The 24,013-nt window shown below is 61.0% G+C and carries 20 protein-coding genes; 12 read left to right on the top strand and 8 right to left on the bottom strand.

What is annotated here, in order from left to right; genetic code table 11:
* The first annotated feature begins 77 nt into the window (after positions 1 to 77).
* The 4 genes from clpX (at position 78) to PSH81_RS17000 (ending at position 6,460) form a co-directional block, all read left to right on the top strand.
* The gene (gene clpX / locus PSH81_RS17015) at positions 78 to 1,361 is read left to right on the top strand and encodes an ATP-dependent Clp protease ATP-binding subunit ClpX (protein ID WP_003238279.1); all 1,284 of its coding nucleotides are present in this window, start codon (positions 78 to 80) and stop codon (positions 1,359 to 1,361) included.
* A 175-nt stretch (positions 1,362 to 1,536) separates the two neighbouring features.
* Positions 1,537 to 3,933, top strand: a complete 2,397-nt coding sequence (lon, locus tag PSH81_RS17010) for an endopeptidase La (protein ID WP_192296650.1) — start codon at positions 1,537 to 1,539, stop codon at positions 3,931 to 3,933.
* Between the two features lie 151 nt (positions 3,934 to 4,084).
* On the top strand, positions 4,085 to 4,357 hold the full coding sequence (locus PSH81_RS17005; protein WP_003174819.1) for an HU family DNA-binding protein: 273 nt from the start codon (positions 4,085 to 4,087) through the stop codon (positions 4,355 to 4,357).
* A 228-nt stretch (positions 4,358 to 4,585) separates the two neighbouring features.
* Complete coding sequence (locus PSH81_RS17000) at positions 4,586 to 6,460, top strand: SurA N-terminal domain-containing protein (RefSeq protein ID WP_226456444.1); 1,875 nt, start codon at positions 4,586 to 4,588, stop codon at positions 6,458 to 6,460.
* A 48-nt stretch (positions 6,461 to 6,508) separates the two neighbouring features.
* Here the strand turns inward: PSH81_RS17000 and PSH81_RS16995 are convergent, their stop codons facing one another.
* Positions 6,509 to 7,666 carry an MFS transporter gene (locus tag PSH81_RS16995; protein ID WP_305391141.1) on the bottom strand — a complete coding sequence of 386 codons (1,158 nt, stop codon included), beginning with the start codon at positions 7,664 to 7,666 and terminating at the stop codon, positions 6,509 to 6,511.
* A gap of 115 nt (positions 7,667 to 7,781) precedes the next feature.
* Here PSH81_RS16995 and PSH81_RS16990 point away from each other — a divergent pair, with 115 nt between their 5' ends.
* A complete protein-coding gene (locus PSH81_RS16990; protein WP_305391140.1) occupies positions 7,782 to 8,681 on the top strand; it encodes a LysR family transcriptional regulator in 900 nt (299 codons plus the stop codon).
* A gap of 89 nt (positions 8,682 to 8,770) precedes the next feature.
* Entirely contained in the window at positions 8,771 to 9,550 is a 780-nt protein-coding gene (locus PSH81_RS16985; protein ID WP_192296646.1) for a DUF2242 domain-containing protein, read from the top strand.
* A gap of 1 nt (position 9,551) precedes the next feature.
* On the opposite strand, the gene aceE is transcribed toward PSH81_RS16985, so the two are convergent.
* Positions 9,552 to 12,212 carry a pyruvate dehydrogenase (acetyl-transferring), homodimeric type gene (gene aceE / locus PSH81_RS16980; protein WP_305391139.1) on the bottom strand — a complete coding sequence of 887 codons (2,661 nt, stop codon included), beginning with the start codon at positions 12,210 to 12,212 and terminating at the stop codon, positions 9,552 to 9,554.
* Positions 12,213 to 12,357: 145 nt separating this feature from the next.
* Here aceE and PSH81_RS16975 point away from each other — a divergent pair, with 145 nt between their 5' ends.
* Positions 12,358 to 12,810 carry a MarR family winged helix-turn-helix transcriptional regulator gene (locus PSH81_RS16975; protein WP_226456440.1) on the top strand — a complete coding sequence of 151 codons (453 nt, stop codon included), beginning with the start codon at positions 12,358 to 12,360 and terminating at the stop codon, positions 12,808 to 12,810.
* 18 nt (positions 12,811 to 12,828) lie between these two features.
* Here PSH81_RS16975 and PSH81_RS16970 read toward each other — a convergent pair whose 3' ends face one another.
* Positions 12,829 to 13,833, bottom strand: coding sequence for a pyruvate dehydrogenase (locus PSH81_RS16970; RefSeq protein ID WP_305391138.1), 1,005 nt, complete (start codon positions 13,831 to 13,833; stop codon positions 12,829 to 12,831).
* Positions 13,834 to 13,962: 129 nt separating this feature from the next.
* Here PSH81_RS16970 and PSH81_RS16965 point away from each other — a divergent pair, with 129 nt between their 5' ends.
* On the top strand, positions 13,963 to 14,142 hold the full coding sequence (locus PSH81_RS16965) for a hypothetical protein (RefSeq protein WP_305391137.1): 180 nt from the start codon (positions 13,963 to 13,965) through the stop codon (positions 14,140 to 14,142).
* An 8-nt stretch (positions 14,143 to 14,150) separates the two neighbouring features.
* Here PSH81_RS16965 and PSH81_RS16960 read toward each other — a convergent pair whose 3' ends face one another.
* The gene (locus tag PSH81_RS16960; RefSeq protein ID WP_192296642.1) at positions 14,151 to 15,185 is read right to left on the bottom strand and encodes an AraC family transcriptional regulator; all 1,035 of its coding nucleotides are present in this window, start codon (positions 15,183 to 15,185) and stop codon (positions 14,151 to 14,153) included.
* On the bottom strand, positions 15,182 to 16,312 hold the full coding sequence (locus PSH81_RS16955) for a carbon-nitrogen hydrolase family protein (RefSeq protein WP_305391136.1): 1,131 nt from the start codon (positions 16,310 to 16,312) through the stop codon (positions 15,182 to 15,184). The genes PSH81_RS16960 and PSH81_RS16955 overlap by 4 nt, the downstream gene beginning before the upstream one ends.
* A 212-nt stretch (positions 16,313 to 16,524) precedes the next feature.
* On the opposite strand from PSH81_RS16955, the gene PSH81_RS16950 reads away from it, so the two are divergent.
* Entirely contained in the window at positions 16,525 to 18,564 is a 2,040-nt protein-coding gene (locus PSH81_RS16950) for an NADPH-dependent 2,4-dienoyl-CoA reductase (RefSeq protein ID WP_192296640.1), read from the top strand.
* Between the two features lie 42 nt (positions 18,565 to 18,606).
* On the top strand, positions 18,607 to 19,491 hold the full coding sequence (locus PSH81_RS16945; RefSeq protein ID WP_226456435.1) for a 1-aminocyclopropane-1-carboxylate deaminase/D-cysteine desulfhydrase: 885 nt from the start codon (positions 18,607 to 18,609) through the stop codon (positions 19,489 to 19,491).
* Here the strand turns inward: PSH81_RS16945 and PSH81_RS16940 are convergent.
* The 3 genes from PSH81_RS16940 to PSH81_RS16930 all read right to left on the bottom strand — a co-directional run bounded on the left by PSH81_RS16940 (position 19,481) and on the right by PSH81_RS16930 (position 22,217).
* Positions 19,481 to 20,038, bottom strand: a complete 558-nt coding sequence (locus PSH81_RS16940; protein WP_192296638.1) for a cytochrome b — start codon at positions 20,036 to 20,038, stop codon at positions 19,481 to 19,483. The genes PSH81_RS16945 and PSH81_RS16940 overlap by 11 nt on opposite strands.
* A 233-nt stretch (positions 20,039 to 20,271) precedes the next feature.
* Positions 20,272 to 21,099, bottom strand: a complete 828-nt coding sequence (gene phnX, locus PSH81_RS16935; protein WP_226456434.1) for a phosphonoacetaldehyde hydrolase — start codon at positions 21,097 to 21,099, stop codon at positions 20,272 to 20,274.
* On the bottom strand, positions 21,096 to 22,217 hold the full coding sequence (locus tag PSH81_RS16930) for a 2-aminoethylphosphonate--pyruvate transaminase (RefSeq protein ID WP_305391135.1): 1,122 nt from the start codon (positions 22,215 to 22,217) through the stop codon (positions 21,096 to 21,098). The genes phnX and PSH81_RS16930 overlap by 4 nt, the downstream gene beginning before the upstream one ends.
* 111 nt (positions 22,218 to 22,328) lie before the next feature.
* Between PSH81_RS16930 and PSH81_RS16925 the strand changes: the two genes are divergently transcribed.
* A complete protein-coding gene (locus tag PSH81_RS16925; protein ID WP_226456432.1) occupies positions 22,329 to 23,186 on the top strand; it encodes a LysR substrate-binding domain-containing protein in 858 nt (285 codons plus the stop codon).
* A gap of 99 nt (positions 23,187 to 23,285) precedes the next feature.
* Positions 23,286 to 23,993 carry a YebC/PmpR family DNA-binding transcriptional regulator gene (locus tag PSH81_RS16920; RefSeq protein ID WP_192296634.1) on the top strand — a complete coding sequence of 236 codons (708 nt, stop codon included), beginning with the start codon at positions 23,286 to 23,288 and terminating at the stop codon, positions 23,991 to 23,993.
* Positions 23,994 to 24,013 lie beyond the last annotated feature (20 nt).

The raw sequence follows: 24,013 nt of genomic DNA, 5'->3' as shown, positions 1-24,013 counted from the left end.
CGACCACTTGCGGGCTTGAAAAAGCCCGCATAAGCCTTCATCTTGTGTTGCAAGCCTATCGGATTTGGATCGAACGAATGACTGACACCCGCAACGGCGAGGACAACGGCAAGCTGCTCTATTGCTCCTTCTGTGGCAAAAGCCAGCATGAAGTGCGCAAGTTGATTGCCGGCCCCTCGGTGTTTATCTGCGACGAGTGCGTCGACCTGTGCAATGACATCATCCGCGAGGAGGTGCAGGAAGCCCAGGCCGAGAGCAGTGCGCATAAATTGCCTTCGCCTAAAGAAATCAGTGGCATCCTTGACCAGTATGTCATCGGTCAAGAGCGTGCAAAGAAGGTTCTGGCCGTAGCGGTGTATAACCACTACAAACGCTTGAACCAGCGTGACAAGAAAGGTGACGAGGTCGAACTCGGCAAGAGCAACATCTTGCTGATCGGTCCTACAGGCTCGGGTAAAACCCTGCTGGCAGAAACCCTCGCTCGCCTGCTGAACGTTCCGTTCACCATCGCCGACGCCACCACCCTCACCGAGGCTGGCTACGTGGGTGAAGACGTCGAGAACATCATTCAGAAACTGCTGCAGAAGTGCGACTACGACGTAGAGAAGGCCCAGATGGGTATTGTCTACATCGACGAAATCGACAAGATCTCGCGCAAGTCCGACAACCCGTCGATCACCCGGGACGTTTCCGGTGAAGGCGTGCAGCAAGCCCTGTTGAAACTGATCGAAGGCACAGTTGCTTCTGTACCGCCACAAGGCGGCCGCAAGCACCCGCAGCAGGAATTCCTACAGGTTGATACGCGTAACATCCTGTTTATCTGTGGCGGTGCGTTCTCTGGTCTGGAAAAAGTAATTCAACAACGTTCCACCCGTGGTGGTATTGGTTTCAGTGCGGAAGTACGCAGCAAGGAAGAAGGCAAGAAGGTTGGCGAGTCCCTGCGTGAAGTCGAGCCTGACGATCTGGTCAAGTTCGGTCTGATCCCGGAATTCGTTGGTCGTCTGCCGGTCCTGGCGACGTTGGACGAGCTGGATGAGGCTGCTCTGATTCAGATCCTCACCGAGCCGAAAAACGCCCTGACCAAGCAATACGCCAAGCTGTTCGAGATGGAAGGTGTGGACCTCGAGTTCCGTACCGACGCGCTCAAATCGGTGGCCAAGCGGGCGCTGGAGCGCAAGACCGGTGCACGTGGTCTGCGTTCTATCCTGGAAGGCGTGTTGCTCGACACCATGTACGAAATCCCCTCGCAGTCCGAGGTGAGTAAAGTGGTGATCGACGAAAGCGTTATAGAAGGTAAGTCCAAGCCACTGTATATCTACGAAAACAGTGAGCCGACTGCCAAGGCTGCGCCCGACGCGTAAGCGTTTTGCAGTTGCTTTACAAACAAGGGGCCTCTAGGGGCCCCTTTGTTTTTGCACTCACTTTTAATTGCGGGATTTTTCCTGCGTTTTCCTGCTGGCATTAAGCTTGTTTTTTTTGCATGCAGCCCCCATCTTGGTTTCAAGTTTATTTTTCATCTGTCATAGAGGCGAAATCATGAAGACCACCATTGAATTGCCTCTCCTGCCGTTGCGTGATGTCGTCGTCTATCCGCACATGGTTATCCCGCTGTTCGTGGGGCGCGAGAAGTCAATCGAGGCGCTCGAAGCCGCGATGACGGGCGACAAGCAAATCCTGCTGTTGGCCCAGAAGAATCCCGCTGATGATGATCCGGGCGAAGATGCCCTGTATCGCGTCGGCACCATTGCCACTGTCCTGCAATTGCTCAAGCTGCCTGATGGCACCGTCAAGGTGCTGGTCGAAGGCGAGCAGCGCGGTGCGGTCGAGCGCTTCATGGAGGTGGACGGCCACCTGCGCGCTGAAGTGGCGCTGATCGACGAAGTCGAAGCGCCGGAGCGCGAATCCGAAGTCTTTGTACGCAGCCTGCTCTCGCAGTTCGAGCAGTATGTGCAGTTGGGCAAGAAGGTCCCGGCTGAAGTCCTGTCGTCCCTCAACAGCATTGATGAGCCAAGCCGCCTGGTCGATACCATGGCCGCGCACATGGCGCTGAAGATCGAGCAGAAGCAGGACATCCTCGAAATCATCGACCTGTCGACCCGTGTTGAACACGTGTTGGCGCTGCTGGATGCCGAAATCGACCTGCTGCAGGTCGAGAAGCGCATCCGTGGTCGTGTGAAGAAACAAATGGAGCGTAGCCAGCGCGAGTACTACCTGAATGAGCAGATGAAGGCCATTCAGAAAGAGCTCGGCGACAGCGAGGAAGGCCACAACGAAATCGAGGAGCTGAAAAAGCGCATCGATGCCGCCGGCCTGCCTAAAGACGCCCTGACCAAGGCCACTGCCGAGTTGAACAAGCTCAAGCAGATGTCGCCGATGTCGGCCGAAGCCACCGTGGTTCGTTCCTACATCGACTGGCTGGTGCAGGTGCCGTGGAAGGCCCAGACCAAAGTGCGCCTGGACCTGGCCCGTGCCGAAGACATCCTTGATGCCGACCACTACGGTCTTGAGGAAGTCAAAGAACGCATCCTCGAATACCTCGCGGTGCAAAAGCGCGTGAAGAAAATTCGTGGTCCGGTGTTGTGCCTGGTCGGTCCACCGGGTGTGGGTAAAACCTCCCTGGCCGAATCGATTGCCAATGCGACCAACCGCAAATTCGTGCGCATGGCCCTCGGTGGCGTGCGGGATGAGGCGGAAATCCGTGGTCATCGCCGTACTTACATCGGTTCGATGCCAGGAAGATTGATTCAAAAGATGACAAAGGTGGGTGTGCGCAACCCGCTGTTCCTGCTCGATGAAATCGACAAAATGGGCAGCGACATGCGTGGCGATCCGGCATCGGCCTTGCTCGAAGTGCTCGACCCTGAGCAGAACCATAATTTCAACGACCATTACCTGGAGGTCGACTACGATCTGTCCGACGTAATGTTCCTGTGCACCTCCAACTCCATGAACATCCCGCCAGCCTTGCTGGACCGGATGGAGGTGATTCGTCTGCCGGGTTACACCGAAGACGAGAAGATCAACATCGCCGTCAAATACCTCGCGCCCAAGCAGATTTCTGCCAACGGCCTGAAGAAGGGCGAGATCGAATTCGAGGTCGGGACCATCCGCGACATCGTGCGTTATTACACCCGCGAGGCCGGTGTACGGGGCCTGGAGCGCCAGATCGCGAAGATCTGCCGCAAGGCGGTCAAGGAACATGCACTGGAAAAACGCTTCTCGGTGAAGGTCACGGCTGACTCCCTGGAACACTTCCTCGGCGTGCGTAAATTCAGCTACGGCCTGGCCGAGCAGCAGGATCAAGTCGGTCAGGTCACCGGCCTGGCGTGGACCCAGGTGGGTGGCGAATTGCTGACCATCGAAGCCGCGGTGATCCCTGGCAAAGGCCAGCTGATCAAGACCGGTTCGCTGGGTGACGTGATGGTCGAATCCATCACCGCCGCACAGACCGTGGTGCGCAGCCGCGCCAAGAGCCTGGGGATTCCCCTGGACTTCCACGAGAAGCACGATACGCACATCCACATGCCGGAAGGGGCGACCCCGAAGGATGGTCCTAGCGCAGGTGTAGGCATGTGCACGGCCCTGGTGTCGGCGTTGACTGGTATTCCTGTGCGAGCTGACGTGGCCATGACCGGCGAAATTACCTTGCGCGGTCAGGTACTGGCCATTGGTGGCTTGAAAGAGAAATTGCTTGCGGCACATCGTGGCGGGATCAAGACCGTGATCATTCCTGAAGAGAATGTTCGCGACTTGAAGGAAATTCCTGACAACATCAAGCAGGATCTGCAGATTAAACCGGTTAAATGGATTGACGAGGTCCTGCAAATTGCGCTGCAATACGCGCCGGAGCCCTTGCCGGATGTGGCTCCGGAGATAGTCGCAAAGGATGAAAAGCGCGAGTCTGATTCCAAGGAAAGAATTAGCACGCATTAATGCGAATAAGCCTGGGGGCTTCCTTGACAGCTTTTTAGAGCCCTTGTTATAAAGCGGCTCTTATAAGTGTCTGTAGGCCATTCAGCACTGATTTTTGCTGTTTACCAAAAAACTTAGAATCATACTCAATAGATATATAAGGGGACTTAGAGTGAACAAGTCGGAACTGATTGATGCTATCGCTGCATCCGCTGATATCCCGAAAGCTGCTGCTGGCCGTGCGCTGGATGCAGTAATCGAATCCGTCACTGGCGCTCTGAAGGCCGGCGACTCCGTAGTACTGGTAGGCTTCGGTACTTTCTCTGTGACCGACCGCCCAGCTCGCACTGGCCGTAACCCACAGACTGGCAAAGCACTGCAAATCGCTGCTGCCAAGAAACCAGGTTTCAAAGCCGGTAAAGCCCTGAAAGAAGCCGTTAACTAAGCTTCGATCCAGCCTTTACCTACCCGGGTCGAACGCAGGTTCGACCTGGCAGCGGAGCGGCAGCAGACCCATGTATCCATCGGGTCGCCAAGCCGGGGGCAGATACCAACCCCGTCCGCTCCGCCAGTTGCGAGAAGGCGCATCCTTGGATGCGCCTTTCTTATATCCGTACTCTACCCACGCTCCACGGTTGCCAATTTTTGAAGTTCAACCGTTTCTGGGGGACGCATGCTGCAAAATATCAGGGACAATTCACAAGGCTGGATTGCCAAGACCATTATCGGGATCATCGTCGCGTTGATGGCGTTCACCGGTATCGAGGCCATTTTCCAGGCATCGGGTAACAACAAGCAGGACGTGGCCAAGGTCAACGGTGAAGAGATTACTCAAACCGAATTGAGCCAGGCCGTCGACATGCAACGCCGTCAGCTGATGCAACAGCTGGGCAAGGATTTCGATGCTTCACTGCTGGACGAAAAACTGCTGCGCGAAGCGGCCCTCAAGGGTCTGATCGATCGCAAGCTGTTGCTGCAAGGCGCTGCCGACTCCAAGTTCGGCTTCTCCGAGGCGGCACTGGATCAAACGATCCTGCTGACCCCCGAGTTCCAGGTGGATGGCAAGTTCAGCCCCGAGCGCTTTGATCAGGTGATCCGTCAGCTGGGCTACAGCCGTATGCAATTCCGTCAGATGCTGACCCAGGAAATGCTCATCGGCCAGGTTCGCGCAGGTATCGCCGGCAGCGGTTTCGTCACCGATGCCGAAGTGCTGGCATTCGCCCGTCTGGAAAAACAGACCCGCGATTTCGCCACCGTCAATATCAAGGCCAACCCGGCCGCGGTGAAGCTCACCGACGACGAGGTCAAGGCTTACTACGACCAGCACGCCAAAGAGTTCATGACGCCGGACCAAGTGGTCATCGACTATCTGGAGCTGAAGAAGGCATCGTTCTTTGATCAAGTCAGCGTCAAGGACGAAGATCTGCAGGCTGCCTATCAGAAAGAAACCGCCAACCTCGCTGAACAGCGTCGTGCCGCGCACATCCTGATTGAAGTCAACGACAAGGTCACCGACGCGCAAGCCAAGGCGAAGATCGAAGACATCCAGGCACGCCTGGCCAAGGGCGAGAAGTTCGAAGCCCTGGCCAAGGAGTTCTCCCAGGACCCAGGTTCGGCCAACAACGGCGGCGACCTCGGTTTTGCCGGTCCTGGCGTCTACGATCCAGACTTCGAAACTGCCTTGTACGCGTTGAACAAGGATCAGGTGTCGGCGCCGGTTCGTTCGACCTTCGGTTGGCACCTGATCAAGCTGTTGGGCGTTGAAGCACCTCAAGTGCCATCGTTTGCCAGCCTGAAAGACAAGCTGACCCGCGACCTCAAGACCCAGCAGGTTGAGCAGCGTTTTGTCGAAGCGACCAAGCAATTGGAAGATGCGGCATTCGAAGCCTCCGACCTGGCCCAGCCAGCGTCCGACCTGAAGCTGACCGTGCACACCTCCGCGCCGTTTGGTCGTGAAGGTGGCGAAGGCATTGCGGCCAACCGTGCCGTGATCACCGCAGCGTTCAGCCCGGAAGTGCTGGATGAGGGTGCCAACAGCAGCGCCATCGAACTGGACCCGGAAACCATCATCGTACTGCGTGCCAAAGAGCATCTGAAGCCAACGCAACTGCCGCTGGAAAGCGTTGCAGCGGCGATTCGCGCCCAGATGACCAAGGAACGTGCCAGTGCGGCGGCCAAGGTCCACGCTGACGAGTTGATCGCCAGCCTGCGTGATGGCAAGACCCCGCTGAATCAAGCCATCGACGGCCAGGCGTGGAAAGTGACTGAAGCGGCCACCCGCAATCAGGAATCTATCGACCCAGCCGTGCTGCAAGCCCTGTTCCGCATGCCAAAGCCTGCGGCCAAGGACAAGCCGACCTTTACCACCGTGACCCTGGCTGACGGCAGCCTGGTGATCGTGCGCTTGAACGGCGTCAACGAGGCTGTTGCCCCGACGGACGAAGAAAAGGCGCAAATCCGCCGCTTCCTCGCTTCCCGCAGTGGTCAGCAGGACTTTGCTGCGTACCGCAAGCAGTTGGAAACCCAGGCTGACATCAAGAAATTCTGATGCCCGCTTGAATAAAAAGCCCTCGGCCTGAAAAGACCGGGGGCTTTTTCATGGGCGTTTGCAAAGGGCCAGGAGCATCAACACCACCACCGCCCATGGAAATGCAATCACGCCCCAGCCTTGCAACAACACGCCACCGACCAATCCTCCACCTGCGATGCCCAGGTTCCAAACGGTGACCAGCATCGATTGTGCGGCATCCGCCGAGTCGCCGGCTGCCTTGGCCAATGCCGTTTGCAGCAGGGCTGGCAGGCCACCGAACGCCAGGCCCCACAAGGCCACGCAGAGGTAGATCACGCTCGGCGAAGTGATCCAGAACGCCAGCGCCAGGGCGATCAGCCCGAACAACGCGCAACTGATCAGCACCAGCTTGCGCAACCAGCGATCGATCAACACGCCCGTCAGCCAGATGCTCAACAGCGCGGCCAAGCCGAACACCAGCAGCACACGGTCAATCTCGCCCGCAAGTCCGGCGGGCACCAACAACGGGGCGACGTAGGTATAGAGAATGTTGTGGGCCAGCACGTAGGTAAACGTTATCCATAACACCGGACGAATCCCGGGCAGGGTCAGTACCTGACGCAACCCCAGGCGTTTGCCTGCGGTTTGCCCGGCAAAGTCCGGCAAGGTCCAGCGGGCCCAGATCAGCAGCACGAGCGTCAGCCCGGTCATGATCGCAAAGCTCAGGCGCCAGCCTACGACGGTGCCGAGCAAAGTCCCCGCGGGGACCCCCAGCGACAACGCCAGCGGTGCCCCCAGCATCGCCAAGGCAATCGCCCGGCCTTGCAGATGTGGCGCGACCATCCGGCTTGCGTAACCCGCCAGCAACGCCCAGAGCAACCCGGCGAAAACTCCGGCGAAAAAGCGCGCCACCAGGGTCAGCCCGTAATGGCTGGAGAATGCGGTGATGCTGTTGACCACGGCAAAGCCGCCAATGGCCACCAGCAGCAATGGCCGTCGGCGCCAGCCACGGGTCCACATCGTCAGCGGGATGGCCGCGAGCAAGGAACCCAAGGCGTAAAGCGTGACCAATTGGCCGACGAGCGCGGGTGACACACCCAGGCCTTCGCCCATTTGTGGCAGCAGCCCGGCGGGCATGGCTTCGGTGAGGATGGTGATAAACCCGGCAAACGCCAGTGCCAATAAACCGCCCAGCGGCAACCCGTCATGCTGGGCTGTTGGGGTGGACTCGGTAAGTGATGTCATAACGCTGTATCCCTGCAAAAGGCCAGGACACAGGGTAGGGGGCTGCGGGGTGCGGAAAAACAGGCTAAGGTTCCGAACTTATCGGACATCAGTGTCCGCAATTGAGGGCCACATCATGGACAGTCTGGGCAGCCTTTCGGTATTCGTGCAGGTGGCGGAGGCCCGCAGTTTTACCGCTGCCGGTCGAGTGTTAGGTATTTCCTCCTCGGCTGTAGGCAAAAGCATCGCACGCATGGAGGAGCGTCTCGGTGTGCGCCTGTTCCACCGCAGTACGCGCAGTATCACTTTGACCGCCGAAGGGGCGCTGTTCCTTGAGCGTTCACGGCGCATCCTGGCTGAGGTCGAGGCCGCCGAGCGCGAGCTGACCGACGCCAGCGCCACGCCTCGGGGCAAACTACGCATCAGTGTGCCGCAGGTACGCGGTTTATTGATGCCGGTGCTCAGCGACTTCATGCGGGCCTATCCGCAGATCGAGCTGGATGTGGATTTTTCCGACCGCATGGTGGATGTGATCGAGGAAGGGTTCGACGCGGTGATTCGCACCGGCAAGCCGGAAGATTCGCGCCTGATGGCACGCCACCTGGGGCATTACCAACTGGTGCTGGTGGGTACGCCGGCGTATTTCCAGGAACACGGCACCCCACAACAGCCGCGGCACTTGAACGATCACGCGTGCCTGCGGCACAAGTTCTGTGCGACCGGCAAGCTGGAGCCCTGGCCCTTGCGCCTCGAAGCCGGCGCGGCAGAACCGATCCTGCGTACACCGCTGGTCAGCACCACCATCGAGTCCCTCAACCATGTGGTGCACGAGGGGTTGGGCATCGCCTGCCTGCCTGATTACATGGTCAACCAGGCCGTGCGGGAAGGGCGCTTGCAGCGGGTGCTGGATGACTACCTGGAACACCGTGGCAGTTTCTGGCTGCTGTGGCCATCAAGTCGCCACGCCTCGGCCAAATTGCGCGTATTTATTGATCATATGTGCGCAGGGCTTTTTCCTGCGGGGCCCACGACGTAAGGCTGTGACGTTTTACCGACAGGAATGCGCGCGCCAAGGCCTCGTTCTGTTGCACAATACCGCCCGAACTGTTTTGCTCAGGATTTTCAATGTCGACATCATTTCACTTGCGCAGCCTTGGGTTGGCGCTGGTGCTGGCGGGCGCCGCGGGCTGCTCGTCACCCAAGACCGCTATTTATGAACATGAGAATTTCGACGACTCCGGCACCTTTTCCCGATCCTATCCGGTCAGTGATGTGGCGGCGTGCGAAGCGGCGCGACGCGCCCTGCTCAGCCAGGGCTACATCATCACCAGCAGCGATCCGAAGTTGGTGGTGGGTAACAAGAGTTTCCAGCAGACCGGCGAGACTCATCTGCAGATCAGCTTCAACGTGGTGTGCGCCGATGATGGCAAAGGCACCAACCACTCGACGATGTTTGCCAACGCCTTGCAGGATCGCTACGCGCTGAAGAAGGTCAACAACTCCGCGAGCCTGGGAGTTGGCGTGCTGGGTTCGGTGTCGATGCCGATTGGCTCCACCGATGACTCAATGGTCAAAGTCGCAAGCGAGACCGTTTCGGCGCCGAAGTTCTACGAGCGTTACTTTGCGCTGGTGGATGTGTTCCTGCCCCAGGAAGTGAAAAAGGCCGAGCATATTCCCGAGCAGCCGAAAGCTGACTTGGGCGTGCCAGAGCCTAAAGTCGCTCCGGCTGCCGAGAAGGTCGAGGCGCCGAAGGAAGAGCCTGCCGTTTCAGAGCCGCTTGCGCCGCCTGTGGAACCCGCGCCGATTGCGCCGCAGCAAGAGCCTGCCGCCGCACCGGCGACCAGCAACCCGGCGCTACCGGCACCAACAGAAGCAATTGCGCCCCTGCCGACACCGGCGCCGTAAATCAGACCGTCACGGGGTTGGCCTTGTCGACGTTGATCCCGTAGCGTCTGATCGCTTCACTGACTTTATCGCGACCGATCACGCCGTCATCCGCCAGCGCCTTGAGCGCCGCCAGTGCGATGAAGTGGCGGTCCACCTCGAAGAACGCACGCAAGGTTTCCCGCGTATCCGATTGCCCAAAGCCATCGGTGCCCAAGGCAACAAAGCGGCGGCCGGGGACGAACGGGCGAATCTGATCGGCAAACAACTTCATGTAGTCCGTCGCCACCACCACCGGCCCGGTTTGACCGGCCAGGCATTGTTCGACATAGCTCACTCGGGGCTCGCTCTGCGGGTGCAACAGGTTCCAGCGTTCCACCTCATGCCCGTTACGGCGTAGTTCGGTGAGGCTGGTCGCGCTCCACACAGTGCTGTGCACGCAGAAATCCTTCTCCAGTAACTCGGCAGCCGCAATCACTTCCCGCAGGATCGAACCGCTGCCCATCAGTTGTACCTGCGCCTGCGCGTGTTGGGTGAGCGGGTAAATGCCCTTGAGAATGCCATCCTCCACACCGTCTGGCATCGCCGGGTGCGGGTAGTTTTCGTTGAGTAGGGTGATGTAGTAGTAAATGTCCTCCTGCTCGACATACATGCGCCGCATGCCCTCGCGAATAATTACCGCGAGCTCGTAGGCAAAGGTTGGGTCGTAGGACACGCAGCACGGAATCACCGACGACAGGATATGGCTGTGACCATCGTCATGCTGCAAGCCTTCGCCCATCAGCGTAGTACGTCCGGCGGTGGCGCCCAGCAGGAAACCCCGTGCCCGCGCATCGCCTGCTGCCCAGGCCAGGTCACCGATGCGCTGAAAACCGAACATCGAGTAGAAAATGTAGAACGGCACGGTCATCAAACCGTGGTTGCTGTAGGACGTACTCGCCGCAATCCATGCGGAAATCGCGCCGGACTCATTCAGACCTTCCTGCATGATCTGCCCGTCCTTGCTCTCCTTGTAGTAGCTCAATTGCCCGGCGTCCTGCGGCGTATAGAGCTGTCCGACGGCAGAGTGGATGCCTATCTGGCGAAACAGGCTTTCCATGCCGAAGGTGCGCGATTCATCCGGCACGATGGGCACTATCAGTTTGCCCAGGTGCGGGTCCTTGAGCAGCGTGCCGAGGATGCGCACGAAGGCCATGGTGGTGGAAATCGAGCGCTCGCCGGTGTCCTTGAGCTGGGCGCCGAAGGCCGATAGCTCAGGGATCTGCAGCGACTCCACGGCGCTGTGACGCGCAGGCACATAGCCGCCCAACGCCTGTCGGCGGGCGGCGAAGTAGCGCGCTTCTTCACTGTCGGCGGCAGGTTTGATGTAGGGAGTCTCGGCGAGTTGTTCGTCGGCCACTTCCAGGTCGAAGCGGTCGCGAAACGCCTTCACGGCATCAGCGCCCATTTTCTTCAGCTGGTGATTGATGTTCTGGCCTTCGCCGGCTTCGCCCATGCCGTAGCCCTTGACGGTTTTCGCCAGGATCACCGTGGGTTGGCCGGTGTGACGCATGGCGGCGGCGTAGGCGTTATAGACCTTGTCCGGATCATGCCCGCCTCGTGAGAGCTTCCAGATGTCGTCGTCGGACATATCTGCAACCAGTGCCAGCAGCTCCGGGTATTTGCCGAAGAAATGTTCACGCACGTAGGCGCCGTTCTGGGACTTGTAGTTTTGATAGTCGCCATCCACGCATTCCATCATGCGTTGGCGCAGCAGGCCGGTCTGGTCTTTCTCCAGCAGGGCATCCCAGCCGCCGCCCCAGATGACCTTGATCACGTTCCAGCCGGCGGCGCGGTACAGGCTTTCGAATTCCTGGATCACTTTGGCGTTGCCGCGTACCGGACCGTCCAGCCGTTGCAGGTTGCAGTTGACGACAAAGATCAGGTTGTCGAGTTTCTCGCGCCCGGCCAGGGAAATCGCCGCCAGGGATTCCGGTTGGTCCATCTCGCCGTCGCCCAGGAACGCCCAGACTTTACGGCCCTGGTGCTGCTTGAGGCCGCGTAATTCCAGGTAACGCATAAAGCGCGCCTGGTACGCCGCGGTGATCGGCCCGAGGCCCATGGACACCGTAGGAAATTGCCAGAAATCCGGCATCAGTCGTGGATGCGGATACGAGGAAATACCCTCGCCACCGGCCTCGCGACGGAAGTTGTCCAGTTGCGCCTCGCTGATGCGGCCTTCGAGATAGGCGCGGCCATAGATGCCGGGTGAGGAGTGGCCCTGGATGTACACCAGGTCGCCGTCAAAAGTGTCGGTTCGGCCACGGAAGAAGTGGTCGAAACCTACGTCATACAGCACGGCGGCTGACGCATAGGTAGCGATATGCCCACCGACACCGGAGTGTTTGCCCGCCCGCAACACCATGGCCATGGCGTTCCAGCGGATGTAGGCATTGGTGCGCCGCTCGATGGCCAGGTTGCCGGGGTAGGGCAATTGGCGGTCCACCGCAATGGTGTTGACGTAGGGGGTGGTCACCCGTCCGTAGAAATCACCATGGCGCGCAACGTCGAAATCCAGCAACTGATCGATCAGGTAGTGGGCGCGCGGGCGGCCTTCGGTGGACAACACCGATTCGATGGACTCCAGCCACTCGCGGGTTTCCTGTGGGTCGTCGTCGTGTCTGACTGCGTTGTTCGGGGACATGTGAGGCTCCAGGCTAGGCGGATTTCAGGTGGCGGGCTCTTTGTGGGAGTGTCGGCCATGTAGTTGCAATTGCAACTACATGGCCGAATCTAACGCGGGATGAGCTACTATTGCAACCTTCTTGAAATTCCCCGGATGGTGTTGCATGTCGTCGAAAGAGCCGGACGTATGGTTCCGTTTTGTCAGGGCCCACAGGACCGTCATCCGTGAAATCGAACGGCGCCTGGCCGCTGCCGGATTGCCGGCGTATGCCTGGTACGACGCCTTGTGGGGCCTGGAAAGCGGCCCCGAGGGCACCCGCCGCATGCATGAACTGGCGGATGTACTGGCCATCGAGCGCTACAACCTCACGCGGCTGGTGGACCGCCTGGAAAAAGACGGGCTGGTGGTGCGTTCGCGTTTTGACGGCGATGGCCGCGGGTCATTCGCCACCATCACGGAGGCGGGCAAAGTGCTGCGCAAGAAAATGTGGAAGATCTACGAAAGCACGGTGGATGAGTTGTTCCTGTCGCAAATTGAACCGGAGCAGCGCCAGGTGTTTGCCGATACCCTGGAGCGCACAGCCACGTTGGCAGTGCGCAGTCGCAGCAAGATCTGAAGAACCTTGCAGTCCACTTCATGACAGTCGATAGCGGGCCATCGCCGTTTCTACCTGCTGTGAATCGATACGCCCCTCATCGGCCAAAGCCCTGAGCGCCGCCACCACAATCCAATACCGACTCGGCGCCGAAGCCTGCACCGTTCCCGCCCCCAGCGGTACAAACCGGGCATCCACATAGCCCGCCAACTGATCAACGATCGGCTGCGGGTAACCTGTGACAGCGATCACCGGCGCGTCACTCCCCGACAGGCAACTGCGCAAGTGGCAACCGCGCCGGGGCGCTGTGGGGTGCAGGCGGTTCCAGCGTTCGGCGCCTGCCGCTTCACGGGCCAGGCGCGTGTAGCTGGGGCAACTCCATAGTTGTGCGCGGATAGTCCAATCTTGCTTGAGCAGCCGCGCGGCGTGGACGACCTCTTCAAGCGCCTGACCAGCGCCGAGCAAGCGCACATCACCCGTATGCCCTCGCTGTAGCGGATACATGCCCTTGAGCGCGTCCTCACGGTCTTGCTCGCTCAAGGTGCGCGCACCGTCTTGATCATGCAGCGCCAGGTAATAGAACCCAGGTTTGCCGTCGACATACAGTGCCTGCAACCCCGCCAGCACAATCGCCCGGGTTTCTGCGCCCGAAGCCGGATCGTATGGCATGCAATGCGGGTTGGTCGCGAGCCACAACGGCAAGGACGGTTGTGCGCCCTTGGGCCAGGCGGAAGGGTGGTTTTCGATGTCATTGCACAGAATGCCGCGCTGTGCCGTCTGCCCGGACAGCGCACACAATTGCGCCGACGACGCGGCGCTGTGCAGGTACAGCAGCGGTTTTTCCGCGGTATTGCGCGCGAACCAGGTGGGCCAGCTGCCTACCCGCCGCGAGCGGGACTGAGCGCGAATCACCCAGGCCTGCCTGCTCGATTCCAGGGTGTTGGCCATGGTCATCACCGTGTATAGCGGCGAATTGTGCGAGTGCGCGGCGCTATCGAGCGCCGCGATGCAAAGTTGTGCGGCGTGGGCAGTAGAGGCGGGCATGGGTGGGCTCCCTGAAGACGGATGGCCGTACCCTAATGGAGTTTCACATATAATTGCAATTGCAACTAAAAACCCAAGTGCTAAATCGACACAACGCTGCTACGTTTAATCCTGAGGTGCAGGAACGTCATGACGCTGACTTTTTTTCGTCATAACGGCACTTTAGGCTGGTCAGGCAGGTCATTTATCTGCAACCGCTTTCAATCAGACAAGGAGCCCACCATGGACGACTACCAGGAAGAACTGCTCGAGTACCACGCGATTGAGTTGGACCCGCTGGAACCCGCAGACGATGCCACCGAGCTGTAAGACCGACTTCAGGCGGAATGCCGCTGACTGCGGCGAAATTCCCCTGGGGTCTGGTTGTTCCATCGCCTGAACGCCCGTTGAAACGCCTGGGCCGAGGCAAAACCGAGCAAGTAGGCGATCTCGCCGAACGCCAACTCCGTATCGCGAATGTAGGTCATGGCCAAGTCGCGGCGGGTGTCGTTGAGAATCGCGCGGAACTGGGTACCTTCGTCGGCCAGTTTGCGGCGCAATGTCCAGGTCGGCAGCTTCAAGCGTGCCGCCACTTCTTCCAGGTCGGGTTCCCGGCCGCCATTGAGCATCGGCCCGAGCAACCGGGTAATGCGCTCGCGCAGGCTGCGGGTGCGGGTCAACTGCTCCAATTCCCGTTCACACAATTGCAACAACAAATGCCAGGTACTGGGGCAATGTTGTGGATTGCGCAGGGCCAGGGTGGATTGGTTCAGGCGCAGCTGATTGGACGCGGCACCAAACTGCACCGGGCTGTCGCCCAGCCGGTTGTATTGTTCGCTGTAGTCCGGTGCTTCAAATTCGATTTCAATGCGTTGTGCCTGCACCGGCTGTTGGGCCAGGCTCGATAGCTGGTGCAGCCAGCCGGCGATGATCGAATCCACCACAAAGCGGTTGTAGGCGTTGTAGGGGCTGATGGAATAGAAGCGCAGCCAGGCGCCCTCGGCGTCCTCATGAAAACTCGATTGCCCGCGATAGTTGGAGCCGTACAACGCTTCAAAACGCGTCAGCGTGCGTGCGGCTTCACGAACGTTGGGCGCCTGGGCGGCGGTGACCCCGGCCAGGCCCGCCTGGCTCAGCCGGCTGAGCTGGCCCATGCGCAGGCCCAGGCTCGGGTCGCCAGTGAGCTGGATGGCCGCGTGGCCCAGGCGCATGTAACGGGGGATCGATAACCGCGCACCGGCTTCGGCGAGACGCGCAGGGTCCAGGCCGTATTGCAGCAGTAGCGGTTGCGGGTCCAGTCCGTGGCTTTGAATGGCATCTGCCAAGGTGTGCACAAAGCCCACCGACAGATCCCCCAGGCGCACCGGTTTCACAGCCAGACATTCAACATGCGCGCGCCACGGGCTTCACCGTCGGCGCTGATCTGCCCGTTGTCGCTCAGGAAGCTGTGGCCGGCGGTGCCCAGGTCCCAGAATTGCCCGCGCAAAAACACGCTCATGCCGGCGGTTGCCTGGCTGATGGGTTGTTGGCTGATCAGGGTGAGGCGGCGCCAGGCCTCGCCTTCGCTGAGTTCTTCGGGCTTGAGGCTGATTTCCGGCGGTGTCGACACGCTTTTGAACCCGCGCCACGGTCGGTCCCAGGTATCGCGACCGAGCACAAAGGCCGGCACTGCGATCAGTTGAGCGCCTTGTTCGTTGAGTTTGCGGTAGTTGTCCGGATACCAACTGTCACTGCCTACCAGCACGCCGAGGCGGCCGGCCGGTGTGTCGACCACGCTGACGACGTTCTCATCGCCTGGCGTGATAAAGCCGCGCTCATCGTAGATCGGGTAGAGCTGGCGCTGCGGCTGGCCCACCGGTAGGCCTTCGGCGCTGAACACCAGACTGGCGTTGTACAGCGCGCCATGGCCGACCTGCAGTTGCCCCTGGCTCACACTCGGGTTGGGCAGGGCGATGGAGCCGGCCACCAGGGTGACGCCGAACTCCTTGGCCAAGCCGCCGAACACCAACTGATAGTCCCGCGCCATGCCGGAGGCTTTCATGCGCAGGTAGGCATCGTCCATGCGGTTATCGCCGGTGGCGCTGATCCAGGCACGGGCGAACAGCAAGGGGTTGCTGGCCGACAGCCAGTTCATCGCATCCTTCGCGTGCAGGGCCTGGTAGACCTCATTTTTTTCGCCGGTGAGCATCAGCCAGGTGCCGATATGTTCCGGCAGCACCACGATGGTCTTGGGGTTGATCAGCCCCTGATCCCGGGCATTTTGCAGATAGGCCGCCAGCTTCAGGTGCAGGCGTTCCAGGCTCTGGTAGTCGGCAGGGAACAGTTCCGGCTGGATGCCCAGCAGGTTGCCACGATCGGCCGGCACCCCTTCGTTCACCGCAAGGGTAATGCGCAGGTCTGACAGGTAATGCGCCACAGGGCGCTCCTGGGTCCAGACCAGATACGTGGTGACGGCGGCAACCAGGGCCAGGGAGACGGTAAAAGCTAGAAGTTTACGCATGGGGCAACAGACAACAGACCGTGTGCAGGGTTCGCCGACTAGGGTAGGGCCCATGGGGCGGCTTGCCAAGGGGCGCTGCGCATTTGGATCAATAACTTGTCAGTTTCGGTCATTGAGCCGTAGTCCAGTGCCTCTTAGTCTGTGGGACATAAACCGATGGCACACCGTTCGAGTGCGCCACGTCCCGTGATGATCCGTTGTGGAGCTGTACCATGACCGCTGCTGCCTACCCGCACCTGTTGGCCCCTTTGGACCTGGGTTTTACCACCCTGCGCAACCGCACCTTGATGGGCTCGATGCACACCGGCCTGGAAGAGAAACCCGGCGGTTTCGAGCGCATGGCGGCCTACTTCGCCGAGCGCGCCCGTGGCGGCGTGGGCCTGATGGTCACCGGCGGCATTGGCCCGAACGATGAAGGCGGGGTGTATGCCGGCGCGGCCAAGTTGACCACCGACGACGAGGCGCAAAAGCACAAGATCGTGACGCAGGCCGTGCACGACGCCGGCGGCAAGATCTGCATGCAGATCCTCCACGCCGGTCGCTATGCCTACAGCCCCAAGCAGGTTGCACCGAGCGCGATCCAGGCGCCGATCAACCCGTTCAAGCCCAAGGAGCTGGACGAAGAGGGCATCGAGAAGCAGATCCAGGATTTCGTCAACTGCTCGTTGCTGGCTCAGGTCGCCGAGTACGACGGCGTGGAAATCATGGGTTCCGAAGGCTACTTCATCAACCAGTTCCTCGCCGCCCACACCAACCACCGTACCGACCGTTGGGGTGGCAGCTACGAAAACCGCATGCGCCTGGCCGTGGAAATCGTGCGCCGTGTGCGTGAGGCGGTAGGCCCGAACTTCATTATCATTTTCCGCCTGTCGATGCTCGACCTGGTAGAAGGCGGCAGCACCTGGGAAGAGATCGTGCAGTTGGCCAAAGCCATCGAGCAGGCCGGTGCGACGCTTATCAACACCGGCATCGGCTGGCACGAAGCGCGGATCCCGACCATCGCCACCAAGGTGCCGCGTGGCGCGTTCAGCAAAGTCACCGCCAAGCTGCGTGGCGCGGTGCAGATCCCGCTGATCACCACCAACCGTATCAACACCCCGGAAATCGCCGAGCAGATCCTTGCTGAAGGCGATGCCGATATGGTCTCCATGGCGCGGCCGTTCCTGGCCGACCCGGAATTCGTCAACAAGGCCGCCGCTGGACGTGCCGATGAAATCAACACCTGCATCGGCTGCAACCAGGCGTGCCTGGACCACACCTTTGGCGGCAAGTTGACCACTTGCCTGGTCAACCCGCGGGCGTGCTACGAGACCGAGCTGAACTACCTGCCGGTCAAGCAGATCAAGAAGATCGCGGTGGTGGGCGCCGGGCCTGCCGGTCTGGCTGCGGCGACGGTTGCCGCCGAGCGGGGGCATCAGGTGACGCTGTTCGATTCCGCCAGCGAAATCGGCGGCCAGTTCAACATCGCCAAGCGTGTACCGGGCAAGGAAGAGTTTTTCGAAACCCTGCGCTACTTCAAGCGCAAATTGCAGACCACCCACGTGGAGGTGTGCCTCAATACCCGCGTCGACGTCGAGCAACTCAAGGCCGGCGGTTACGACGAGATCATCCTGGCCACCGGCATTGCGCCGCGCACCCCGGCGATCCCGGGCATCGAGCATGCCAAGGTGTTGAGCTACCTGGATGTGATCCTGGAACGCAAGCCGGTAGGTAAGCGCGTGGCGGTGATCGGTGCGGGCGGTATCGGTTTCGACGTTTCGGAATTCCTCGTGCATCAGGGGGTGTCCACCAGCCTTGACCGTGAAGCGTTCTGGAAAGAGTGGGGCATCGACACCCAGTTGCAGGCCCGTGGTGGCGTAGCCGGGATCAAGCCGCAAGTGCATGCGCCGGCGCGTGAAGTGTTCCTGCTGCAACGCAAGGCCTCCAAGGTCGGCGACGGCTTGGGCAAGACCACCGGCTGGATCCACCGCACCGGTCTGAAGAACAAGCAGGTGCAGATGCTCAACAGCGTTGAATACCTGAAGATCGACGATGCAGGTTTACATATCCGCATCGGCGCCGAGGGCGAGCCCCAGGTGTTGGCGGTGGACAACATCGTCATCTGCGCCGGCCAGGACCCGCTGCGCGAGTTGCAGGACGGTTTGCTCGCAGCGGGCCAGCATGTGCACCTGATCGGCGGCGCAGATGTGGCGGCCGAGCTGGACGCCAAACGCGCGATCAACCAAGGCTCGCGACTGGCCGCCGAGCTGTAAGGCACATAGACTACGGGCCCTTTGCGCACAGAGATGCACCTGATGGGCCCGTTTGACTGGCTTCCCCACGCTCCCCTTGAGCCCTTGCGCCTGGACTGGCTGCAAGGCGTCGAGTTGGCCGTGCTGCGCCTGGATCGCATCGACCCGCTGATCAGCGGCAACAAGTGGTTCAAGCTCAGCGGGCACCTGGCGCAAGCGCACAACGCCCAAGGCATCATCAGCCTGGGCGGCGCCTACTCCAACCATCTGCATGCGCTGGCGGCGGCGGGCAAGCGCTTTGGTTTTCCGACTGTGGGCCTGCTGCGCGGCCATCCCCAGGACACGCCCACCGTACTCGACCTGAAAGCCTTCGGCATGCAACTGCACTGGCTGGGTTATGGCGGCTATCGCGCGCGGCATCAGCCGGGGTTCTGGACGCCGTGGCGTGAGCAATATCCCGATCTGCATGCGGTGCCCGAAGGTGGCGGCGGGCTCGCCGGTGCAACAGGTTGCGGCGTGCTCATCGAGCAGGTTCGCGCGCAGTTGCACGTGCTGGGCTGGGCCGACTACGACGCCTGGTGGCTGGCGGCGGGCACCGGCACCACGTTGGCCGGATTGGCATTGGCGGAGACGGGCGCACACCCGGTGTACGGCGCTATGGCGGTACCGGACGACCATGGTGTGGCGCAGAACGTGGAGGCTATCGTGCGGGGCGGTTATGAACTGCTGGACGCCAGCCGAGGTGGTTTTGCCAAGGTCGATCCGCTGCTGCTGGACTTTATCGAGCAAACAGAAAAGGCCTGCGGCCTGCCCCTGGAACCGCTCTACACCGGCAAAGCGCTGCTGGCCTTGAAGCAGCAGATCGAAGCCGGGCGTTTTCGGCCCGGCACCCGTCTGATCTTCATCCACACTGGCGGCCTTCAGGGCCGCCGGGGTTTCATGGGGTAGCGCGCTTGCCGGGTATCATGCGCAAGGCCGTGTTATCGCGCAGGATGTAATGGTGAAAAATCCCCGCCAATGCATGCAACCCAATCAACCAATACCCGACCTTGCCGAACCACACATGCCAGCCCTCGATTTCTTTGGCCAGTGCCTTGTTCTCCGCGATCAACGGCGGCAGTTCAATGCCATAGAACATCACCGAGTGCCCTTCGGCACTGACGACCAGCCAACCGGCGATCGGCATGCCAATCATCAGTGCGTACAGTGCGACGTGCATCAGCGTCGCCAACAGGCTCTGCCATTTCGGCGGCGTTGGCACAATCTTCGGCGCCACCCCCAGGCTGCGTGCAAACAGGCGTAGCCACACCAGCACAAACACGGTGAGGCCCAACATGAAGTGCATCTCGACAATCAGGGTTCGCGCCCCGCTGCCTTTGGGGAACTGGCCGCGCAATTCAATGCAGGCGTAGACCACCGCCAGTAGCACCACCATCAACCAGTGCAACGCAATCGACATGGTGCTGTAACGCGTATCGGAGTTTTTCCACGGCATCGCTGTGTTCCTCACTCATCAGGGCAATCCTGTGGCGAGGGCGCTTGCTCCCGTTGGGCTGCGCAGCAGTCCCTCTGTTCAGGGCCGCTTCGCGCCCCGATGGGAGCAAGCACCCTCGCCACAGCTACAGTTTCTTCACGGAACAGCATTGCGTTCTTCAGTGACGCAGTGACTTAACTGTATGCCGGTTTTGAGCGCTTTGCCTGGGGTAAATGCCGTTGTCTTGACTTCTATCAGTGACCTTGCGGAATTTCCCCACGGGCCAGCCGTGCGTTGATCTCGGCGATCACCGCCGGCAACTCGGCGATGGTGTCGATCAGGTAGTGCGGGCGCGAGCCTGCGAACAGTGCTTCGATGCGCGTGCGTTCACTGGCCAGGGTGCTGGCGTCCAGAGCGCGGAACTGCTCATGGGTCAAGCCCAGCGCATTGCCGGAGCAGGTCAGCGCGACGGTCCACATCCCGGCGCGGCGGCCTTCGAGGATGCCCGGCACGGTGTCGTCGACCTTCACGCAGGCGGCCACGTCATCGATGCCCAGGGCGATCACGTTGGCCAGGGCCTGGGCCGGCCAGGGGCGGCCGTTGGGCACTTCGTCGGTGGCGACCACATGGTCGGCGTAATAGCCATTGGTGGCGGCCAGCGCGACTACCTTGTCCATCACCTGCTTGGGGTAGCCGGAGCAGGAACCGATCTTGAGCCCTTGCAGGCGCAAGCGGGCGATGGTGTCGAGGGCGCCGGGGATCAGTGCCGAGTGCTCGGCGATCTTCTCGATCTGCAAGGGCATGAAGCGCTGGTAGATGGCCGTCACGTCATCATCCGTTGGCGTGCGCCCGAATGCCTGGCGGTAGCGCTCCGCCACCTGCGGCTGGTTGCACAGGGTGCGGATGTGGTCCCACTTGCCCATGCCCATCGGGCCGCGGGCTTCTTCGATGGAGACTTGCACGTCGAACTCGGCAAATGCCTCGACAAAGATCTGCGTGGGCGCAAAGGAGCCGAAGTCGACCACGGTGCCGGCCCAGTCGAGGATCACGGCCTGGAGGGTGTTGGGGGTCTGATAGTTCATGCTGGCGATCCAATAGAGGAAGGGGTGATGCCCATGGCGCGCAGTGCGTCGCCGATGGCGGTGACGGCGGCGCGCATTTGCGGGGTGTCGACATGGCCGATACAGCCGACGCGGAAGGTGTCGACTTCGGTCAATTTGCCGGGGTAGAGGATGAAACCCTTGGCCTTGACCCGTTCGTAGAAGTCCTTGAACTGGTAACGCGGGTCGTGCGGGGCGTGGAACGTGACGATGATCGGCGCCTGGATCGCCGCCGGCAGAAAGCTGCGCAGGCCCAGGTCGGCCATGCCGTCCAGCAGCGCCTGGCAATTGCGCGCATAGCGTTGATGGCGTGCGGGCAGGCCGCCTTCTTCGGCGTATTGCACCAGCGCTTCATGCAGTGCGGCGACCACGTGGGTCGGCGGGGTGAAGCGCCATTGGCCGGTCTTGGCCATGTACGCGTGCTGGTCGAACAGGTCCAGCGCCAGGGAGTGGCAGTTGCCCTGGGCGGCGGCCAAGGCCTGTTTGTCGGCAAAGACAAAGCCCATGCCCGGCACGCCTTCCAGGCACTTGCCCGAGGCGGCGATCAGCGCATCGAACGGCACGGCGCGGGCGTCAATGGGCAGTGCGCCGAAGGCGCTCATGGCGTCGATGATCAGGCGCTTGCCGTGGCGCTTGACCACCTCGGCGATCGCGGCCAGCGGGTTGAGGATGCCGGTGCTGGTTTCGCAGTGAATCAAGGCAACGTGGCTGATGCGCGGGTCGGCGCGCAGCAGGCGGTCGACATCGGTGGCGGTGGTGGGTTGGTCTTCGGCGGTTTCAAAGGTGCTGACGGCACGGCCCAGCACGTCGCAGATCTTCGCCAGGCGCTTGCCGTAGGCGCCGTTGATCAGCACCAGCACCTTGCCATCGCGGGGCACCAGCGTGCCGATGGCGGCTTCGACGGCGAAGGTACCGCTGCCCTGCAACGTTATGCAGTGGTGACTGTCGGCGCCGTCGATGATCGCCAGCAATTGCTCGCAGACGCTGGCGGTCAGTTGGTTGAAGCGCTCATCCCATGAACCCCAGTCCACCAGCATCGCCTGGCGGGTGCGGGCGGAGGTGGTCAGGGGGCCAGGGGTGAGCAGTACAGGCGCGGTCATTGCAAATCCTCGTCAAGCCATCGATTCAAGCTACGGCGCCTAAATTGCAGTTTGGCTTGTTATCAATCAAATTGTTTGTTGTTATGCGAGCTATCAGTGAGGCCGATAACCATGAACCTGTTCCAACTGCGTGCATTTGATGCCGTGGCCCGCGAGGGCAGCTTTACCCGGGCGGCGGCGCGGCTGTTTATCAGCCAGCCGGCGGTGACCGGGCACATCAAGGCCCTGGAAGAGCACTACCAGATCCCCTTGCTGCGCCGTACCGCGCGACGGGTGGAATTGACCGAAGAGGGCGCACGTTTGGCGGCGATCACCCGGGCGATTTTCGGCCTGGTGGACGAGGCGCAGACGATGCTGGAAGCCAATCGCCAGTTGCTCAGCGGGCGCCTCGAAGTGGCAGCCGACGGCCCGCATCTGGTGATGCCGATGCTCGCCAGCCTGCGCGCGCGCTACCCCGGCATCACCGTCAACCTGCGCCTGGGCAACGCCCAGGAAACCCTGGCGGCGTTACTCTCGGAGCACGCGGATGTGGCGGTGTTGACCGAAGTGGAGCCGCGCAACGGCCTGCATCTGCAAGCGTTGAGTGAATCGCGGATTTGCGCGCTGGTGCCGGTCAGCCACCCCTGGGCGATGCAGCCCGCGGGCATTGCGCTGGCGCAGTTGCACGGAGTGATCATGGTGCTGCGTGAGCCGACCTCCACCACCCGGCGCACTTTTGATGAGGCCTGTCAGGCGGCCGCTGTGCAGCCCAAGGTGTTGCTGGAACTGGACAGCCGCGAGGCGGTGACCGAGGCCGTCGCCGCTGAACTGGGCGTGGGGGTGGTGTCGTCGATGGAAGTCAGCCCCGACCCACGGGTGCGGGCGATTCCCCTGCAAGGCGACGGCTTGGTCAACCGCCATCTGCTCGGCTGCCTGGAGCGGCGTCGCTCATTGCGCCTGATCCAGGCGTTTTTCGAGTTGGCGCCCTGACGGTTTTTTGGTGGAACGTTGCGTTTTTGCCCTATAAACTCTGCCCCCAAAGCGCCCGCCAGTAGACGTTTGGGCGCGATGGACAGAAGAGAGCGAGTCATGGGCGCACAGTGGAAAGTCAAACATAAAGAAGCGGCAGCCAATGCCAAGGGCAAGATCTTCGGCAAGCTGGTGAAAGAAATCACCATCGCCGCCCGCAACGGCGCCGACACCTCCACCAACGCCCACCTGCGTCTGGTGGTGGAACAGGCCAAAAAGGCCTCGATGCCCAAGGAAACCCTGGACCGCGCGATCAAGAAAGGCGCAGGCCTGCTGGGTGAAACCGTGCAGTACCACCGAGTGACCTACGAAGGGTTCGCGCCGCACCAGGTACCGCTGATCGTCGAGTGCGTGACCGACAACATCAACCGCACCGTGGCGGAAATCCGCGTGGCGTTCCGCAAGGGCCAACTCGGTGCTTCCGGCTCCGTGGCCTGGGACTTCAACCATGTCGGCCTGATCGAAGCCTCGGCGGACACGCCGGACGCTGATCCTGAAATGGCCGCGATCGAAGCCGGTGCCCAGGATTTCGAAGCCGGTGAAGAAGAGGGCACCACCCTGTTCATCACCGAGACCACTGACCTGGATGCGGTACAGAAAGCACTGCCGGAGCAGGGTTTCACCGTGTTGTCGGCCAAGTTGGGCTACCTCGCGAAGAACCCGGTGAGCGGTTTGAGCGATGAGCAGATGGCCGAAGTCGAGGCTTTCCTCGAAGGCCTGGACAACCACGACGACGTGCAGGACATGTTCGTCGGCCTGGCTGGCTGATTCCAGCAGACCACATGCAG

The organism is Pseudomonas sp. FP2335 (assembly GCF_030687535.1).
Taxonomy (GTDB): Bacteria; Pseudomonadota; Gammaproteobacteria; order Pseudomonadales; family Pseudomonadaceae; genus Aquipseudomonas.
Note: the sequence above shows the minus strand (reverse complement) of the source record. Positions and strands in the feature narration are given on the sequence as shown.

What these genes read in the sequence shown, in the direction of transcription:
- PSH81_RS16985 (WP_192296646.1), top strand. Translation starts at nt 8,771, where the DNA reads ATGTCGACATCATTTCACTTGCGCAGCCTTGGGTTGGCGCTGGTGCTG.
- PSH81_RS16990 (WP_305391140.1), top strand. Translation starts at nt 7,782, where the DNA reads ATGGACAGTCTGGGCAGCCTTTCGGTATTCGTGCAGGTGGCGGAGGCC.
- PSH81_RS16955 (WP_305391136.1), bottom strand. Translation starts at nt 16,312, where the DNA reads ATGCGTAAACTTCTAGCTTTTACCGTCTCCCTGGCCCTGGTTGCCGCC.
- PSH81_RS16995 (WP_305391141.1), bottom strand. Translation starts at nt 7,666, where the DNA reads ATGACATCACTTACCGAGTCCACCCCAACAGCCCAGCATGACGGGTTG.
- phnX (WP_226456434.1), bottom strand. Translation starts at nt 21,099, where the DNA reads ATGAACTATCAGACCCCCAACACCCTCCAGGCCGTGATCCTCGACTGG.
- PSH81_RS16975 (WP_226456440.1), top strand. Translation starts at nt 12,358, where the DNA reads ATGTCGTCGAAAGAGCCGGACGTATGGTTCCGTTTTGTCAGGGCCCAC.
- PSH81_RS16940 (WP_192296638.1), bottom strand. Translation starts at nt 20,038, where the DNA reads ATGCCGTGGAAAAACTCCGATACGCGTTACAGCACCATGTCGATTGCG.
- PSH81_RS16920 (WP_192296634.1), top strand. Translation starts at nt 23,286, where the DNA reads ATGGGCGCACAGTGGAAAGTCAAACATAAAGAAGCGGCAGCCAATGCC.
- clpX (WP_003238279.1), top strand. Translation starts at nt 78, where the DNA reads ATGACTGACACCCGCAACGGCGAGGACAACGGCAAGCTGCTCTATTGC.
- lon (WP_192296650.1), top strand. Translation starts at nt 1,537, where the DNA reads ATGAAGACCACCATTGAATTGCCTCTCCTGCCGTTGCGTGATGTCGTC.
- PSH81_RS16930 (WP_305391135.1), bottom strand. Translation starts at nt 22,217, where the DNA reads ATGACCGCGCCTGTACTGCTCACCCCTGGCCCCCTGACCACCTCCGCC.
- PSH81_RS17000 (WP_226456444.1), top strand. Translation starts at nt 4,586, where the DNA reads ATGCTGCAAAATATCAGGGACAATTCACAAGGCTGGATTGCCAAGACC.
- aceE (WP_305391139.1), bottom strand. Translation starts at nt 12,212, where the DNA reads ATGTCCCCGAACAACGCAGTCAGACACGACGACGACCCACAGGAAACC.
- PSH81_RS16950 (WP_192296640.1), top strand. Translation starts at nt 16,525, where the DNA reads ATGACCGCTGCTGCCTACCCGCACCTGTTGGCCCCTTTGGACCTGGGT.
- PSH81_RS16925 (WP_226456432.1), top strand. Translation starts at nt 22,329, where the DNA reads ATGAACCTGTTCCAACTGCGTGCATTTGATGCCGTGGCCCGCGAGGGC.
- PSH81_RS16970 (WP_305391138.1), bottom strand. Translation starts at nt 13,833, where the DNA reads ATGCCCGCCTCTACTGCCCACGCCGCACAACTTTGCATCGCGGCGCTC.
- PSH81_RS16945 (WP_226456435.1), top strand. Translation starts at nt 18,607, where the DNA reads ATGGGCCCGTTTGACTGGCTTCCCCACGCTCCCCTTGAGCCCTTGCGC.
- PSH81_RS16965 (WP_305391137.1), top strand. Translation starts at nt 13,963, where the DNA reads ATGACGCTGACTTTTTTTCGTCATAACGGCACTTTAGGCTGGTCAGGC.